The organism is Citrobacter sp. Cf125, assembly GCF_030333935.1.
Lineage (GTDB): Bacteria > Pseudomonadota > Gammaproteobacteria > Enterobacterales > Enterobacteriaceae > Citrobacter > Citrobacter freundii.
On sequence record NZ_JAOWEY010000022.1, the window covers coordinates 84,642 to 99,303 of the forward strand.

General features: G+C 54.8%; 16 protein-coding genes. 14 read left to right on the plus strand and 2 right to left on the minus strand.

Translation table 11 applies throughout. The features are described from left to right. The first annotated feature begins 115 nt into the window (after positions 1–115). The 7 genes from OGV89_RS04550 to OGV89_RS04580 are packed head-to-tail and all read left to right on the plus strand — an operon-like array spanning position 116 to position 7,033. Positions 116–982: a MurR/RpiR family transcriptional regulator gene (locus tag OGV89_RS04550; protein ID WP_003843679.1), complete on the plus strand. Its 867-nt coding sequence runs from the start codon at positions 116–118 to the stop codon at positions 980–982. Between the two features lie 14 nt (positions 983–996). Then, positions 997–1,584: a D-alanyl-D-alanine dipeptidase gene (gene ddpX / locus OGV89_RS04555; RefSeq protein ID WP_003020004.1), complete on the plus strand. Its 588-nt coding sequence runs from the start codon at positions 997–999 to the stop codon at positions 1,582–1,584. A 15-nt stretch (positions 1,585–1,599) separates the two neighbouring features. After that, a complete protein-coding gene (locus tag OGV89_RS04560) occupies positions 1,600–3,162 on the plus strand; it encodes an ABC transporter substrate-binding protein (protein WP_003843680.1) in 1,563 nt (520 codons plus the stop codon). Between the two features lie 44 nt (positions 3,163–3,206). Further along, positions 3,207–4,229 (plus strand): ABC transporter permease, encoded by a 1,023-nt coding sequence (locus tag OGV89_RS04565; protein WP_003020008.1) that lies wholly within the window; start codon positions 3,207–3,209, stop codon positions 4,227–4,229. Beyond that, positions 4,226–5,122 carry a D,D-dipeptide ABC transporter permease gene (gene ddpC, locus OGV89_RS04570; RefSeq protein ID WP_003836253.1) on the plus strand — a complete coding sequence of 299 codons (897 nt, stop codon included), beginning with the start codon at positions 4,226–4,228 and terminating at the stop codon, positions 5,120–5,122. The genes OGV89_RS04565 and ddpC overlap by 4 nt, the downstream gene beginning before the upstream one ends. Beyond that, positions 5,119–6,105 carry an ABC transporter ATP-binding protein gene (locus OGV89_RS04575; protein WP_003020012.1) on the plus strand — a complete coding sequence of 329 codons (987 nt, stop codon included), beginning with the start codon at positions 5,119–5,121 and terminating at the stop codon, positions 6,103–6,105. The genes ddpC and OGV89_RS04575 overlap by 4 nt, the downstream gene beginning before the upstream one ends. Then, positions 6,098–7,033 carry an ABC transporter ATP-binding protein gene (locus OGV89_RS04580; RefSeq protein WP_016150249.1) on the plus strand — a complete coding sequence of 312 codons (936 nt, stop codon included), beginning with the start codon at positions 6,098–6,100 and terminating at the stop codon, positions 7,031–7,033. The genes OGV89_RS04575 and OGV89_RS04580 overlap by 8 nt, the downstream gene beginning before the upstream one ends. 19 nt (positions 7,034–7,052) lie before the next feature. Here OGV89_RS04580 and OGV89_RS04585 read toward each other — a convergent pair whose 3' ends face one another. After that, positions 7,053–7,943, minus strand: coding sequence for a LysR family transcriptional regulator (locus OGV89_RS04585; protein WP_003020016.1), 891 nt, complete (start codon positions 7,941–7,943; stop codon positions 7,053–7,055). Positions 7,944–8,085: 142 nt separating this feature from the next. Between OGV89_RS04585 and OGV89_RS04590 the strand changes: the two genes are divergently transcribed. Genes OGV89_RS04590 through OGV89_RS04615 form a run of 6 tightly spaced genes read left to right on the plus strand, consistent with a single transcriptional unit; the run spans position 8,086 to position 13,795 of the window. Further along, a complete protein-coding gene (locus OGV89_RS04590; RefSeq protein WP_087878808.1) occupies positions 8,086–8,793 on the plus strand; it encodes a CoA transferase subunit A in 708 nt (235 codons plus the stop codon). A gap of 2 nt (positions 8,794–8,795) precedes the next feature. Further along, the gene (locus tag OGV89_RS04595) at positions 8,796–9,452 is read left to right on the plus strand and encodes a CoA transferase subunit B (protein WP_003020022.1); all 657 of its coding nucleotides are present in this window, start codon (positions 8,796–8,798) and stop codon (positions 9,450–9,452) included. Between the two features lie 10 nt (positions 9,453–9,462). Further along, on the plus strand, positions 9,463–10,668 hold the full coding sequence (locus tag OGV89_RS04600) for an acetyl-CoA C-acetyltransferase (protein WP_057063593.1): 1,206 nt from the start codon (positions 9,463–9,465) through the stop codon (positions 10,666–10,668). Continuing rightward, positions 10,658–11,581, plus strand: coding sequence for a 3-hydroxyacyl-CoA dehydrogenase family protein (locus OGV89_RS04605; RefSeq protein WP_286558215.1), 924 nt, complete (start codon positions 10,658–10,660; stop codon positions 11,579–11,581). The genes OGV89_RS04600 and OGV89_RS04605 overlap by 11 nt, the downstream gene beginning before the upstream one ends. 37 nt (positions 11,582–11,618) lie before the next feature. Then, a complete protein-coding gene (locus OGV89_RS04610) occupies positions 11,619–13,013 on the plus strand; it encodes a GntP family permease (RefSeq protein ID WP_196491835.1) in 1,395 nt (464 codons plus the stop codon). A gap of 11 nt (positions 13,014–13,024) precedes the next feature. Further along, positions 13,025–13,795: a 3-hydroxybutyrate dehydrogenase gene (locus tag OGV89_RS04615; RefSeq protein ID WP_003843689.1), complete on the plus strand. Its 771-nt coding sequence runs from the start codon at positions 13,025–13,027 to the stop codon at positions 13,793–13,795. Between the two features lie 47 nt (positions 13,796–13,842). On the opposite strand, the gene osmC is transcribed toward OGV89_RS04615, so the two are convergent. After that, complete coding sequence (gene osmC, locus OGV89_RS04620; RefSeq protein ID WP_003020036.1) at positions 13,843–14,274, minus strand: peroxiredoxin OsmC; 432 nt, start codon at positions 14,272–14,274, stop codon at positions 13,843–13,845. 227 nt (positions 14,275–14,501) lie between these two features. On the opposite strand from osmC, the gene sra reads away from it, so the two are divergent. Further along, positions 14,502–14,642: a stationary-phase-induced ribosome-associated protein gene (gene sra / locus OGV89_RS04625; RefSeq protein WP_003020039.1), complete on the plus strand. Its 141-nt coding sequence runs from the start codon at positions 14,502–14,504 to the stop codon at positions 14,640–14,642. Positions 14,643–14,662 lie beyond the last annotated feature (20 nt).

A 14,662-nucleotide genomic window follows, 5' to 3' on the forward strand; every position in this document is an offset into this window, starting at 1 on the left:
TGAATTTTAACAAAAACAGCCAGCATGCTGCTGTTACTGACATGGCACGCGTCGTGCATTGTTAATTCGCTAACAGAGATACGGAATCTGACAGACAACTAACAGCGAGAAGGTAATGACAGCCAAACCAGAGTTATTTACCCGCATAGAGCAAACCTTTAGCCAGCTGACGCCCAGCGAAAAGCGCGTGGCTGGGTGGCTGTTAGCCCATGCTGTGCAGATCCCATTTGAAACAGCGGATGGCATCGCTAAAGCGACCGGAACCAGCGGCATTACCGTCGGACGTTATCTGCGTAAACTGGGCTTTCGTAACCTGGAGGATGCAAAAGCCAGTCTGCGTGAGCTGCCTGTAGTTCCTTATCAGCCCTGGGGAATGAATGAACGACTGGATTCCTGGCACCAGCAACAAAGCCTGCCAGATCGGGCGCACCAGTCGCTGTTACTGGAAATCGACGCCATTACCCACGTCTACCAACTTGCTCAGGGTGAGACGTTTCTACGCATTGCACAGCAGTTGGCGCATGCGGAAGCCGTGTACATCCTCGGGATCCAGTCCACCCGCGGGATCGCTAACGCCTTTTTTAGTCACCTGGAATATCTGCGACCGAAAGTCAGCTACTCCGAAGGCCTTTCCGGCAGTTGGGTAGAGTCGTTGAACTCGGGATTCAGCAAGCCTTACGTGGTTATTACCGATATGCGCGCCTACTCCGCTATTTCGCGACAATATTGCCGTGTCGCCACTGAACGCTGCATTCCGCTGGCGCTAATTACCGATGTGTGGTGCCCATGGGCCAGGGATTATTCCATTGATTTGCTTCAGGTAAAAACCGACACCGGACATTTCTGGGACTCACTGGCACCGGTGAGCTGTCTGTTCAACTTATTACTTTCTGCGGTGGTGGCGCAACTGGGTGACGCCCTCGCAGGACGCCTGCAAACTAATCGCCAGTTACAACAACAATTTGGTCAATTCGAACAATAAACAGGAAACGTGCTATGTCAGAACTCCCAGAACTGGTCGATCTGTCGGTGATATTTCCGTCGCTGCATATCGATCTTAAATACGCTACTGCCGACAACATTACCGGCGCACCTATCTACAGGGAAGCGCGTTGCCTGTTGCACACCGAGGCGGTAACCGCGCTGGCAAAAAGCATCAGCATTGCGCAACTGGCGGGCTTGTCGCTGGTGGTGTACGACGCGTATCGCCCCCAGCAGGCGCAGGCGATACTGTGGAATGCCTGTCCCGACCCGCAATATGTTGTCGATGTTGCCATTGGTTCCAATCACAGTCGGGGTACGGCAATTGACGTCACGTTGATGGACGATCGCGGCCATCTCCTTGATATGGGGGCCGGTTTTGATGAAATGCACGACCGTTCCCATGCCTGGCATCCGTCTGTTCCTCCGGCAGCGCAGCGTAACCGCCTGCTGCTCAATGCCATTATGTTTGGTGGTGGTTTTGTCGGTATTAACAGCGAATGGTGGCATTTTGAATTACCTGATGCCGCCCGTTACCCGCTGCTTGACGATCAAATAGATTGTTACACTGTCACGTCTATAACAACACAACATCCCCTTTAATTCTGGAGCCTGGTTATGAAGACTACACCTGCGTTAAACGCTTTTTTCCGCCCCGCTCTGATAGCCGTTGCGTTAGCGGTAGCCCTGCCCGCCGCGCAGGCTGCTGTTCCCAAAGATATGTTAGTGATTGGTAAAGCCGCCGATCCGCAGACGCTCGATCCCGCTGTGACCATAGATAACAATGACTGGACGGTCACCTATCCCTCTTACCAGCGGTTGGTTCAGTACAAAACAGATGGTGGTAAAGGTTCCACGGAAGTTGAAGGCGATTTAGCCAGCGGCTGGAAAGCCTCGGACGACCAGAAAGAGTGGACGTTTACCCTGAAAAACGATGCCAAATTCGCCGACGGAACACCGGTGACGGCTGATGCGGTAAAGCAATCCTTCGAACGATTGCTCAAGATTGGTCAGGGACCTGCGGAGGCTTTCCCGAAAGATCTGAAGGTTGAGGCCATTGATAACACCACGGTGAAGTTTACCCTCAGCCAGCCGTTTGCTCCGTTTCTGTATACGCTGGCAAATGACGGTGCCTCAATCATTAACCCGGCCATCTTAAAAGAGCATGCCGCAGACGACGCCCGCGGATTCCTGGCGCAGAACACGGCAGGATCTGGTCCCTTCATGCTGAAGAGTTGGCAAAAGGGACAACAACTGGTGCTGGTGCCTAACCCGCATTATGCCGGTACAAAACCGACGTTTAAGCGCGTCTCAGTCAAAATCATTGGTGAAAGCGCCTCCCGTCGCCTGCAACTGTCCCGTGGCGATATCGACATTGCCGATGCGCTTCCTGTTGACCAGCTTGCTGCTTTAAAACAGGAAGGCAAAGTGAATGTGGCGGACTATCCCTCATTGCGCGTGACTTATCTGTATCTCAACAACAGTAAGGCCCCGCTCAATCAGGTGGATTTACGCCGCGCTATCTCGTGGGCCACCGATTATAAAGGAATGGTCAACGGGATCCTGAGCGGCAATGGAAAGCAAATGCGTGGCCCAATCCCCGAAGGCATGTGGGGTTTTGACGATAAGGCCATGCAGTACAGCTTCGATGAAGCCAAAGCCAAAGCAGCGTGGGACAAAGTTGCCACCAAACCTGAAAGCCTGAGCTTCCTGTACTCAGATAATGATCCAAACTGGGAACCTATCGCGCTTGCTACCCAGGCAAGCCTTGGCAAACTGGGCATTAAGGTGAAGCTGGAAAAACTGGCGAACGCCACCATGCGTGACCGCGTGGGCAAAGGCGATTACGACATTGCCATTGGCAACTGGAGTCCGGATTTTGCCGACCCGTACATGTTTATGAACTACTGGTTTGAGTCAGATAAGAAAGGCTTGCCGGGTAACCGTTCGTTCTATGAAAACAGTGAGGTCGATAAGCTGCTGCGTAGCGCGCTGGCCACGACCGATCAGGTGGCCAGAACCAATGACTACCAGCAGGCGCAAACCATCGTGATTGATGAAGCGGCCTACGTCTATTTATTCCAGAAAAACTATCAGTTGGCGATGAACAAAGACGTCAAAGGATTTGTATTCAACCCCATGCTGGAACAGGTCTTCAATATCTCCACCATGAGTAAATAAGCCACGTTTACGCGGAGCCGCTCTGGCTCCGCAAGGGGAAGCTAATGACGTTCTGGAGTATTTTGCGCCAGCGATGCTGGGGACTTATTCTGGTGGTTATCGGTGTTTGCGTAATCACCTTTATTATTTCACATCTGATACCTGGCGACCCCGCACGGCTGTTGGCGGGCGACCGCGCCAGCGATGAAATTGTCGAAAATATTCGCCAACAGCTGGGGCTGAATCAACCGCTGTATGTCCAGTTTTTTCGCTATGTCAGCGACATTTTTCACGGCGATTTAGGCACCTCCATTCGCACCGGGCGTCCGGTACTGGATGAACTGCGCATTTTCTTCCCCGCTACCCTTGAGCTGGCTTTCTGCTCTTTGTTGCTGGCGCTGGTGATAGGTATCCCGCTGGGTATTTTATCTGCGGTCTGGCGTAACCGCTGGCTTGATCACCTTGTTCGGCTAATGGCAATTACCGGTATCTCCACGCCAGCATTCTGGCTGGGGCTGGGGGTTATCGTGCTGTTTTACGGTCATCTGCAAATTTTACCCGGCGGTGGACGTTTAGACGACTGGCTGGATCCACCTGCTCACGTCACCGGGTTCTACCTGATTGATGCACTGCTGGAAGGCAACGGCGAAGTCTTTTTCAATGCGCTTCAGCACCTGATTTTGCCGTCGCTGACACTGGCTTTTGTACATCTTGGGATCGTTGCCCGCCAGATTCGTTCCGCCATGCTGGAGCAACTGAGTGAAGATTACATTCGTACCGCCCGCGCCAGCGGGTTACCGGGCTGGTACATCGTGCTGTGCTATGCATTGCCTAACGCTCTCATCCCATCAATCACCGTCCTCGGCCTGGCGCTGGGCGATCTGCTCTACGGTGCGGTATTGACCGAAACGGTCTTTGCCTGGCCAGGCATGGGCGCTTGGGTGGTGACCTCAATTCAGGCACTCGACTTCCCGGCGGTAATGGGATTTGCCGTGGTGGTCTCGTTCGCCTATGTGCTGGTTAACCTGGTGGTGGATTTGCTCTATTTGTGGGTAGATCCTCGAATTGGACGTGGAGGTGCTGAATGATGCTCACACAAGAAATGCCGACCGCCCCTCAGACAGCACGCCGCCGCACGGACTGGGCCAAACTGTTCTGGATGATGAAAAGTAGCCCGCTGACGCTGGTTGGCGGGGTCATCATCGTATTGATACTGCTGCTGATGGTGCTGTCGCCGTGGATAACGCCACACGATCCTAATGCCATCAATTTGAGTGCGCGCCTGCTGCCCCCGTCAGCCGCTCACTGGTTTGGTACCGATGAAGTTGGCCGCGATCTGTTCAGCCGCGTTCTGGTAGGAAGTCAGCAGTCGGTCGTTGCGGGTCTGGTGGTGGTGGGTATCGCCGGGGGATTGGGATCACTGCTGGGCTGCTTGTCGGGTGTCATGGGCGGGCGCGCCGACGCGATAATTATGCGGATGATGGATATTATGCTGTCCATTCCTTCGCTGGTGCTGACGATGGCGTTGGCCGCCGCGCTGGGCCCCAGCCTGTTTAACGCCATGCTGGCGATTGCCATCGTCCGTATCCCTTTCTATGTGCGCCTCGCCCGCGGTCAGACGTTAGTGGTGCGCCAGTTTAGCTATGTACAGGCTGCCCGGACCTACGGCGCTTCACGCTGGCATCTGATTAGCTGGCACATTTTACGCAATTCTCTGCCGCCACTCATTGTGCAGGCATCGCTGGATATAGGCAGTGCGATCCTGATGGCTGCCACGCTCGGGTTTATCGGTCTGGGCGCGCAGCAACCCAGCGCTGAGTGGGGCGCGATGGTCGCAATTGGCCGCAATTACGTGCTTGATCAGTGGTGGTATTGTGCTTTTCCCGGCGCCGCCATTCTGATTACCGCCGTGGGCTTTAATCTCTTTGGCGATGGTATTCGCGATCTGCTTGATCCGAAAGCCGGAGGAAAACAGTCATGACACAACCCGTACTGGAAATCGAAGATTTACATCTGAGTTTCCCCGGCTATAAAGCTGATGTGCATGCGCTGAACCATGTATCACTGCACATCAACCGCGGAGAAATCGTTGGTGTGGTGGGTGAATCCGGTTCCGGTAAGTCCGTGACCGCCATGCTCACCATGCGTCTGCTTCCGGAGGGAAGCTATCGTATTCACCAGGGACGCGTTTCACTGCTGGGTGAAGATGTGCTCAACGCCAGTGAGAAACAAATGCGTCAATGGCGCGGCGCACGCGTCGCGATGATCTTTCAGGAGCCCATGACGGCACTGAATCCGACCCGGCGTATCGGCCAGCAAATGGTGGAGGTAATCCGCCATCACCAGGCGTTAAGCCGCACGGATGCCCGTCATAAAGCCGTCGCTCTACTCGAAGAGATGCAAATCCCGGACGCGCCGGAGGTCATGAAACGATTTCCGTTTGAGCTTTCCGGCGGGATGCGCCAACGCGTGATGATTGCGCTGGCCTTTTCGTGCGAGCCAGAGCTTATTATTGCCGATGAACCGACCACCGCGCTGGACGTCACGGTGCAACTGCAGGTGCTGCGTTTGCTGAAGTTAAAAGCACGGGCCAGCGGAACAGCCGTGTTATTTATCAGTCATGATATGGCGGTGGTTTCACAGTTATGCGACCGGTTGTACGTCATGTATGCCGGGAGCGTGATTGAGAGTGGCCCGACGCAAACCGTTATTCAACGTCCGACGCATCCCTATTCCATCGGCTTGCTGAAATGCGCGCCGGAACACGGCGAACCACGCGCATTGTTACCTGCGATCCCCGGCACCGTACCGAACCTAACCTGCTTACCTGCCGGATGCGCATTTCGTGAGCGCTGTTTTGCCGCTGGTCCTCGTTGTGAAGAAACGCCTGCGTTAAGTAGTCAGGGAGGCGTAGATCAACAATCTGCCTGCTGGTATCCACAACTGGAGACAACACATGTCTGATTTTTTTCTGGCGCTGCAGGATGTTCATGTCAACTTTCCTGCGCGTAAAAACTGGCTTGGCAAGGTTACGGAACGGGTGCATGCGCTCAACGGTCTGGATTTACAGATTCGCCAGGGTGAAACGCTGGGGATTGTTGGCGAATCCGGTTGTGGAAAAAGTACGCTGGCGCAACTGCTGATGGGCATGCTGAAACCCAGCCAGGGAAGCTATTCTCGCCGTGGTGATAAACAGCATAACGGTATGCAAATGGTCTTTCAGGACCCTCTTTCATCGCTGGATCCTCGCTTACCGGTGTGGCGCACGATCACTGAGCCGGTATGGATCCAAAAACGAAGTCCGGAACGTGAGCGCCGCATGCTTGCTGAAGATTTAGCCCAACAGGTAGGCATCCGCCCGGAATATCTCGACCGTCTGCCGCATGCGTTTTCAGGTGGACAACGCCAGCGTATTGCCATCGCCCGGGCGCTATCGTCAGAGCCGGATGTTATCGTCCTCGATGAGCCCACTTCAGCACTGGATATCTCTGTGCAGGCGCAAATTCTCAATCTTCTGGTGTCACTTCAGGCGCGCAGAAATCTGACCTACGTATTGATATCGCATAACGTGTCGGTGGTCCGCCATATGAGCGACCGTGTGGCGGTGATGTACCTCGGGCAAATTGTTGAGCTGGGCGATGCGCAGCGGGTTCTCACTCAACCTGCCCATCCTTACACGCGATTATTGCTGGACTCTGTCCCTAAAACGGGCGCGCCGCTGGCGGAAGATTTGGTGTTGCGGAAAACAGAACTCCCGGGGAATCGAACCCTGCCACAGGGCTGTTTTTTTCGTGACAGATGTCCGTTAGCGACCCGCGGTTGTGAGAAGAAACAGGCATTACTGAAAAGTGATACCGGATGTGACGTTCGCTGCTGGCGGGCGGTTACATGACCTGAGCCGTAGTGAAAAGTCAGGTGCGATACGCCTTTTTCAGTGAATCCACCAGCACCTCGGAAGCAGTAGATAATTTATGATGTGCCGAACGCAAAACCCCGATCCGACGCTGGATTACCGGCGTATCCAGATCGATACAGGTTGCGCCTAACTCTGTCATTTGCGTGCGGCATAGTGCAGGTACGGCGCTACCGCCCAGACCGTTAGCCACCAGACGGCCAACGGTTACTAATTGATGGCTCTCCAGCGCTACTTCCAGCGTATGTCCGCTTTGCACCAGTTGTTCTTCCAGCATCAGCCGCACGGCTGACGGACGTTGCAAGGTGATGAAATCCAGCGTCAGCAGTTCGCGCCATGCAATACGATCCCTGTCTGCCAGCCGACAGGTTGGCGGCACAATCGCGATAAAACGATCCACGCCGAGCGGCGTGAAATGCAGATGTCCCGAATAGTCCGGCTCGAAGGCTATGCCCATCTCGACCCGCCCTTCACTGACCATTTCAATCACGTGTTCATTGATCACATCATGAACCGTTACGTTGATACCAGAATAAGAATCACGAAACGTTTTCAGTACCGATGGCAGGACGTTAGCGGCAAATGAGGGCATGGCGGCGATCGAGATTTTACCGCGCTGTAGCGTAAAGCGTTGGCGCATGGCTTCTTCCGTATTCTCCCAGTCCGCCAGCAGCTGTCTCCCCATATTCAGCAGCGTTTCTCCCTCCTGCGTCAGAGTCACTTTGCGGGTGGTTCTCAACAGTAACGCCCCGCCCAGCGAATCTTCCAGTCCTTTAATCGCCAGGCTTAATGCGGGTTGCGACATGTTCAGTCTTTCACTGGCATGAGCAAAATTCAGAGTGTGAGCTACCGCTAAAAACGCGCGTAACTGTTTGATGCTCATTCCCATTTCGCATTCCTTTAACTTGTTGAATACCTTTAAGTAACATTAAATTGATAAAAAAACCCAATGAGTGAGTCACAAATTTAAAATTAACAAATCATTTTTCACCCCCAATGATGTCGGCAAGGACAACTGGGGAGGCAAGTGTATGGCTGGACTGGATAAACGTGTTGCCACTTATCAAGAGGCGCTGGAAGGACTGACCGACAACATGACGCTGCTGGCGGGCGGTTTTGGTTTATGTGGGATCCCTGAAAACCTGATTACCGAAGTACGCCGTCGAGAAGTACAGGGACTTACCGTTGTATCAAACAACTGTGGCGTGGATGGCTTTGGCCTTGGCGTACTGCTGGAAACGCGCCAGGTGCGCAAAGTGGTCGCGTCCTATGTAGGGGAAAACGCCCTGTTTGAGAAGCAGGTGCTTAGCGGCGAACTGGAAGCCATCCTGACGCCACAGGGTACGCTGGCAGAGCAGTTGCGCGCGGGCGGCGCAGGGATCCCGGCATTTTTTACCGCGACCGGATATGGAACCCCCGTGGCGGAAGGGAAAGAGGTTCGCGAGTTTGCCGGACGCCCTTACATCCTTGAACAGGCGATAACCGGTGATTTTGCATTGGTTAAAGGCTGGAAAGCCGACTGGTACGGCAACGTCATCTATCGCCACACCGCACAGAACTTTAATCCGCTGATGGCCGCCGCCGGGCGCATTACCGTCGTGGAAGTCGAAGAGATTGTCCCTCCCGGAGAACTGGACCCTACAGCGATTCACACTCCCGGAATTTTCGTTAACCGCATTATTCAGGGGCAGTTTGAAAAACGTATTGAACAACGCACCCTGCGCCAGAAAGGAGCCTGACCATGTTAACGCGTGAACAAATGGCGATGCGCGTCGCCCGCGAGCTGCGCGACGGTTATTACGTCAACCTTGGGATCGGCATTCCCACTCTGGTGGCAAATTATATCCCTGATGGCATGGACGTGATGCTGCAATCAGAGAACGGTTTGCTGGGTATGGGGCCGTTTCCCACAGAAGACGAAATTGATGCCGACATGATTAACGCCGGGAAACAGACCGTGACGGCGCGCAAAGGCGCGGCGATTTTCGACTCTGCGCAATCCTTCGCCATGATCCGCGGCGGCCACGTTGATCTGACGGTGCTCGGTGCGTTTGAAGTCGATGTTAACGGCAATATCGCCTCATGGATGATCCCCGGAAAAATGGTGAAAGGCATGGGCGGCGCGATGGACCTGGTTGCCGGAGCCGACAACATCATCGTGGTAATGACCCATGCTTCCAAAAGCGGTGAGTCCAAACTGCTTCCCGCCTGCACCCTGCCGTTGACCGGCGTGGCCTGCATCAAACGCGTGCTTACCGACCTGGCTCTGCTGGAAATTGCCGACGGGGCGTTCATTCTGCGTGAACGCGCCCCGGGTATCAGTGTGGATGAAATCGTCGCCAGAACCGCCGGCAAGCTGATCGTGCCCGAAACTGTCCCCGAAATGCAATTTAACTGAGGAGCTGACCATGCAGGATGTTGTAATTGTCGCGGCAACGCGCACCCCGATTGGCAGTTTTCATGGTGCGCTGGCACCACTTTCCGCCGTGGAGTTAGGTACAGCGGTTGTCCGTTCGCTGCTGGAAAAAACGGCTGTGGCGCCTGAACAAATTGATGAAGTGATTTTAGGTCAGGTTCTGACGGCAGGCTGCGGCCAGAATCCGGCCAGACAAACGGCGTTACGCGCAGGACTGCCGTCAACCACACCGGCGTTAACCATTAATCTGGTGTGCGGTTCTGGCCTGAAGGCGGTGCATCAGGCGGTACAGGCAATTCGCTGTGGCGATGCGCAAATCGTGATTGCCGGAGGCCAGGAGAGCATGAGCAATGCGCCCTATTTTCTCGACGGCGCGCGGGCCGGCCTGCGGTTGGGTCATGCCAGTATGAAAGACAGCGTGGTGCATGACGGCTTGTGGGATGCGTTCAACGACTATCACATGGGTATTACTGCCGAAAATCTGGCGGATAAGTTCGTAATCAGTCGTGAGCAGCAGGACGCTTTTGCCCTGCGCTCCCAGCAAAAAGCCGCCGCTGCCATTGAAGCGGGTCGTTTTAGCGCGGAAATCACGCCGGTTAGCGTCCCACAAGGCAAAAAGCCGCCACGTGTGGTGGACCGTGACGAACAGCCTCGCCCGGATACTCAGGCCGACAAGCTGGCGCAACTTAAACCAGCATTTCTGCCAGGAAACGGCACGGTGACCGCCGGAAATGCATCATCCATCAATGATGGTGCCGCCGCGGTGATGTTGATGAGCGCCGGCAAAGCCGCAGAACTCAATTTGCCAGTGCTTGCCCGGGTAGCAGGCTACGCGGTTTCTGGTGTCGATCCCGCCATTATGGGCCTTGGGCCGGTAGAAGCGTCACTCCAGTGCCTGAAGCGAGCGGGCTGGACGTTGAATGATGTCGATCTCATTGAGGCCAACGAAGCCTTTGCCGCACAAGCGCTGGCGGTTGGCGAATCCCTGAACTGGGACAGCGACCGGGTGAACGTAAATGGCGGCGCGATTGCGCTGGGCCATCCCATCGGTGCATCTGGTTGCCGAATCCTGGTGACACTGTTGCACGAAATGGCCCGCAGTAACGCGACCAAAGGGCTGGCTACGCTGTGCGTAGGCGGCGGTCAGGGCGTAGCGCTGGCGGTAGAGCGTTTGCAGGAGGTCTCTCATGCAAAGTAAGCCTGTCTGCGTTCTGGGGGCGGGGTTAATGGGGGTCGGTATTGCCACCCACTTCGCCCGTTATGGTCACGATATCTGGCTGTATGACACCGATAGCAGCCGAATTGCAGAAATTAGCGCCGTTGCCAGCGGTATTCTGGATGAGCTGATTACCGCCGAACAGTTTGCCGTAGACGAAAAAGACCAGGTTGTGAGTCGTCTGCACGGTACGACTTCGCTACCGGAGATTGCTGCGTGCGGGTTACTGATTGAAGCGATCCCGGAGCGGCTCGAGCTCAAGCACGCGTTGTATGCGCAACTGGAAGATCTGATCGCGCCTGAGGCCGTCATTGCCAGTAATACCAGCGGCCTGCCGCCGGATGCGCTGGCAGAAAAGCTCGTCCATCCTGAGCGGCTGCTCATCGCCCATTTCTGGCACCCGCCACATTTTATTCCGCTGGTCGAAATTGTCCCCGGCACCGCCACCAAAGCGGAATACCTGCGTGAGCTGCAACAGTGGCTGCTCTCGATGCAACTGGAAGCCGTCGTGCTCGATCGCGCCGCACCAGGGTTTGTCGGCAATCGACTGCAGTTTGCTTTGCTGCGTGAAGCGCTTCATATCGTTAAAAGCGGCATCGCCAGCGCAGAGGTGGTGGATCAGGTCATGCGCGCCTCGCTCGGACGTCGCTATGCGATGGTTGGCCCGCTGGAAGCGGCAGATATGACCGGACTCTCTACGGTGCAGGATATTTGTCGGCATCTGCTCCCGGAACTGGCAACCGGCAGCGAGATGATGTCGTTGGTCGCTGACAAGGTAGCCAACGGTGATACCGGTTTACGCAGCGGTCAGGGATTTTATCGCTGGGATGATTCGCGCAAGGAGTACATCCAGCAACGCAGAGAGCATCAACTGCGTTTTGCCCTGAAACCATAACGTCTCTTTCTGTACCCCAATATAATAATAAGGAGTCATGATGAGTGTATTAATCGCCCTGGCAGCGCTGGGCCTGCTGATGCTTGCAGCCTATCGCGGATACAGCGTCATTCTGTTTGCCCCCATCGCGGCATTAGGTGCTGTATTACTCACTGAACCCAGCGCCGTCGGCCCCGCTTTCACCGGCCTGTTTATGGAAAAAATGGTCGGTTTTGTGAAGCTTTACTTCCCGGTGTTCTTGCTGGGTGCAGTGTTTGGCAAGTTAATCGAGTTATCTGGATTTTCACGTTCCATTGTTGCCGCCGCTATCAACATCCTCGGTCGTCGTCACGCCATCCCGGTGATCGTGCTGGTGTGTGCGCTGTTAACCTACGGCGGGGTTTCGCTGTTCGTCGTGGCGTTTGCGGTGTATCCATTTGCGGCGGAGCTGTTCCGCCAGAGTAATATTCCTAAGCGCCTGATCCCGGCCACCGTTGCGCTGGGCGCATTCTCTTTCACGATGGACGCTCTGCCTGGCACGCCGCAGATCCAGAACATTATTCCGACCAGCTTCTTTGGGACTAACGCCTGGGCTGCGCCGTGGCTGGGGCTGATAGGCTCGCTGTTTATTATTTTCGTCGGTCTGGTTTATCTCGAACGTCAGCGTCGTAAAGCGCAGGCAAAGAATGAAGGCTATGGCACTGAACTGTTAAACGAGCCGGAAACGCCGGATAACATTAATCTGCCGAACCCGATCATCGCGATCTCTCCGCTGATCCTGGTTGGGGTATTTAACCTGCTGTTTACCCGCTGGATCCCACAGTGGTACGGCGCCACGCATCAACTTGAACTTCCGGGGCTTGCCAAACCGATTACCACCGAAGTCGGTAAAATCACCGCTATCTGGGCAGTGGAAGCGGCGCTGATTTCTGGGATCCTGCTGGTGGTGCTCTTCGGCTACCGCAACATTAAAGGTCGCCTGGCGGAAGGCAGCAGAACGGCAGTTGGCGGCGCGATCCTCGCGGCGATGAACACCGCGTCAGAGTACGGTTTTGGCGCAGTGATCGCCGCCCTGCCGGGCTTCCTCGTGCTGTCAAAAGCGCTGGCGGCTATTCCTGACCCGCTGCTCAATGAGGCTATCAGCATTACCACGCTTGCCGGGATCACCGGTTCGGCGTCTGGCGGGATGAGTATTGCCCTTGCCGCCATGTCTGACACTTTCATCGCTGCCGCACATGCCGCCAATATCCCACTTGAAGTCTTCCACCGCGTGGCATCTATGGCCAGCGGCGGTATGGACACCCTACCGCATAACGGCGCGGTCATTACCTTATTGGCTATCACCGGCCTTAGTCATCGTCAGGCGTATGGCGGAATTTTCGCTATTACCATCATTAAAAGTCTGGCCGTACTGTTTGTCATCGGCGTCTTCTACACCACCGGAATTGTTTAAGGAGAATCATCATGAACTTAACGGGAAAAACCGCCCTGGTTACCGGCTCGACCAGTGGTATCGGATTAGGTATCGCACAGGTGCTGGCGCAAGCTGGCGCCACCCTGATCCTCAACGGGTTTGGTGATGTTGATGCTGCCAAAGACGCTGTTGCGCAGTATGGCAAAACGCCAGGCTATCATGGCGCGGATCTGAGCGATGAAGCGCAAATTGCCGACATGATGCGCTATGCAGAGAGCGAATTCGGCGGTGTGGATATTCTTATCAATAACGCCGGGATCCAGCATGTTTCACCGATAGAAACCTTCCCGGTTGATAAATGGAACGCGATTATCGCGATTAACCTCTCCTCCGTTTTTCACACCACGCGTCTGGCGCTTCCCGGTATGCGCGCGCGAAACTGGGGGCGCATCATTAATATCGCTTCTGTTCACGGCCTGGTGGCTTCAAAAGAGAAATCTGCCTACGTAGCAGCGAAGCACGGTGTGGTGGGATTAACCAAGACCATCGCGCTGGAAACCGCGCAGACGGAAATCACCTGCAATGCGCTGTGTCCCGGCTGGGTGCTAACGCCGCTGGTCCAGCAGCAGATCGATAAGCGTATTGCCGAAGGCGCAGAGCCTGAGGCAGCCCGTGACGCCTTGCTGGCTGAAAAGCAGCCGTCGCGCGAATTCGTTACCCCAGAGCAGTTAGGGAATCTCGCGTTATTCTTATGTTCAGACGGTGCGGCGCAAGTGCGTGGCGTAGCGTGGAATATGGATGGCGGTTGGGTAGCGCAATAACATCATCAGGTGCCGGATAAGAACTGGTCACATCCGGCACGACTTTATTAAGACTTCAGTTTGTAATCCAGCGTTATTTCCGCTTTCAGAACCTGAGATACCGGGCATCCGGCTTTTGCTTTCTGGATGATGCCGTCAAACGTGGCGGCGTCTATCCCCGGCACGCTCACTTGACTATGCAACGCGACTTTAGTGATCGCAAACCCGGCATCTACCTTATCCAGAGAAACATCGGCAGTGGTATCAATGGCATCTGGGGTAAACCCTGCTTCACCCAGCATCAGTGAAAGCGCCATCGAGAAGCAGGCTGCATGGGCCGCGCCAATCAACTCTTCAGGATTGGTGCCTTTCTCACCTTCAAATCGTGTATTAAACCCATACGGTTGCTGATTTAACACGCCACTTTCGGTCGACACAGTGCCTTTGCCGCGCTTAATGTCGCCTTCCCAGTGTGCCTGACCTTTCTTATGGATAGTCATTACCGCTCTCCTGTGTTGTCGTCGGAGTTACTAGTATAGGACGCCCGGGAAAAAGCATGTTACATACGGGATAGTTCTCATTTGCCGCTTAAGCATTGACCTTTCAGATAAAATGACCGACCATCCAGAAAGCCGTTATGTTGAACATCGGCTTTATATCAGGTTGTATTTCGTCCGTTCTCATACGGGCTCGCCCTTGAAACCAGTAACAGGATTAAGGAGTTAGAATGAAATCGAACCGTCAGGCCCGTCATATTCTCGGACTGGACCACAAAATCTCAAATCAACGTAAAATCGTGACCGAAGGTGACAAAACCAACGTGGTCAACAATCCTACTGGAAGAAAGCGCCGCGCTGACGGCAAGTAGCCTTTCGCACGTCTGACTGA